Origin of the sequence: Streptomyces sp. NPDC014995, assembly GCF_043080745.1 — a bacterium.
Taxonomy (GTDB): domain Bacteria; phylum Actinomycetota; class Actinomycetes; order Streptomycetales; family Streptomycetaceae; genus Streptomyces.
Genome location: NZ_JBIBVX010000051.1, coordinates 1 through 1,456, shown reverse-complemented (window position 1 = coordinate 1,456; position 1,456 = coordinate 1). Strand labels below are relative to the sequence as shown.

Below are 1,456 nucleotides of genomic sequence, written 5' to 3'. Positions count from 1 at the left end.
GGCTCCAGCACAGCCCACTGCTCGTCCGTGAGATCTCCCCGACCCATGGACCGCGATCATTCACAGCCCAAGATCCACTTTCGACACACGGCCTAACGGCACATCGTGACCGACACCCTCGGTCTGCTCCTGGCTGTCGCGGTCACCGCCGCGAACATCGGCGACCGCGACGCCGCGGCGGGCCTGCTGACCCGGCTGCGCCGCCTGCACCGCGACATCACCCTCGTCTGGGCCGACGGCGGCTACACCGGCTCCCTCGTCGGCTGGTGTTGGGACAAGCTCGCCCTGACCTTGGAGATCGTCAAGCGCACCGACGACATGACGGGGTTCGTGGTGCTGCCCAGGCGTTGGATGGCAGAGCGCACGTTCGCGTGGCTGATGAACTCCCGCCGTCTGGCCCGGGACTACGAGCCCCTGCCCGCCACCAGCGAAGCGATGATCCAGTGGTCGATGGTCACGCGGATGAGCCGGCGTCTGGCACGGCCTCGGGCCGCCGGCCGGCACTGAATGCCCCCGACGTCTCCAGGAGGAGCCACCCGCGCTCCGCCAGGCGCCGGGCTTTCGACCGCCGCCCCTCGACCTTCGTCGGGGTCGCCCCAAGGCCCAGCTCCACAGCGATCTCCTTGGCTCGAAGCGGCCCGTGCCCCGTCGACCGCTGCTGTTCCAGCACGCCCAGAATCCGCTGATACTCCGGCGCCAGAACCGTCACCGGCAGCCCTTCCCGCCAGGGCGGCACCGTCGAACCCGGCACCGGCGCGAGTGACGGCGCCGCTTCCTCCTCCGCCTCGGCCGTGGTCACGGCAGTGGACTCGGCCGCAGAGACTGCCAGGGCCTCGACGAGGTCCTCCCGCGCGATCACCCGCCGGTCCAGCTCGATCTCCGCGGCCTCCAACACCTCAGCCAGCCGCGCGGCTTCCTCCCGCAAATTCTCCACCCGCACGCGGGCAACCGCCTCCCGCTCCTCCAGCATTCCCAGCACCGACGCCACCGCGCACTCCTCGGCCATGAAGCGGACACAAGACGTCGGCATGCCTCCCTCAACCCGAGCGAAACCATGCCTGACCGGCAGAAATCAAGGGATCACGTTCGGTTGAGATACGGCTTCTCAGGTCAGCCGGAACTCCCTGCTGAGCGATCTGGCCAACCTCACCGAACGCAACACCCGCCTTGCGGGCCATGTGGCCCGCCTCGAACAACGCCTGTCCGAAGCCCTTGGCCAAGACGCCTGGCGCGCCACTGGCCTCGGCGCTCCCACCGACTCAGACACCCTCCAGCGGAAGATCGACCACCTTGAACAACAGGTCGCCGAGCTCCGTGACCAACTCTCCGAACGCGAAGAAGACCTCCAGGCATCCCGAGCCACTAGGTCGTTTCTGATGGCTCTTGCTGGGCTGGGTGGATCTCGTAGTTGGCCGGGCAGGACGCCCGTATGGTGCGGCGACACGAACTCACGGAC

At 68.3% G+C, this 1,456-nt stretch carries 2 protein-coding genes; one reads left to right on the top strand and one right to left on the bottom strand.

Going from position 1 to position 1,456, the window contains the following annotated elements:
- Positions 1 to 105: 105 nt before the first annotated feature.
- A complete protein-coding gene (locus tag ACF1A1_RS39305) occupies positions 106 to 507 on the top strand; it encodes a transposase (protein WP_392006983.1) in 402 nt (133 codons plus the stop codon).
- Here the strand turns inward: ACF1A1_RS39305 and ACF1A1_RS39300 are convergent.
- Positions 455 to 1,006, bottom strand: a complete 552-nt coding sequence (locus ACF1A1_RS39300; RefSeq protein WP_392006981.1) for a hypothetical protein — start codon at positions 1,004 to 1,006, stop codon at positions 455 to 457. The genes ACF1A1_RS39305 and ACF1A1_RS39300 overlap by 53 nt on opposite strands.
- Positions 1,007 to 1,456 lie beyond the last annotated feature (450 nt).

What these genes read in the sequence shown, in the direction of transcription:
- ACF1A1_RS39300 (WP_392006981.1), bottom strand. Translation starts at nt 1,006, where the DNA reads ATGGCCGAGGAGTGCGCGGTGGCGTCGGTGCTGGGAATGCTGGAGGAG.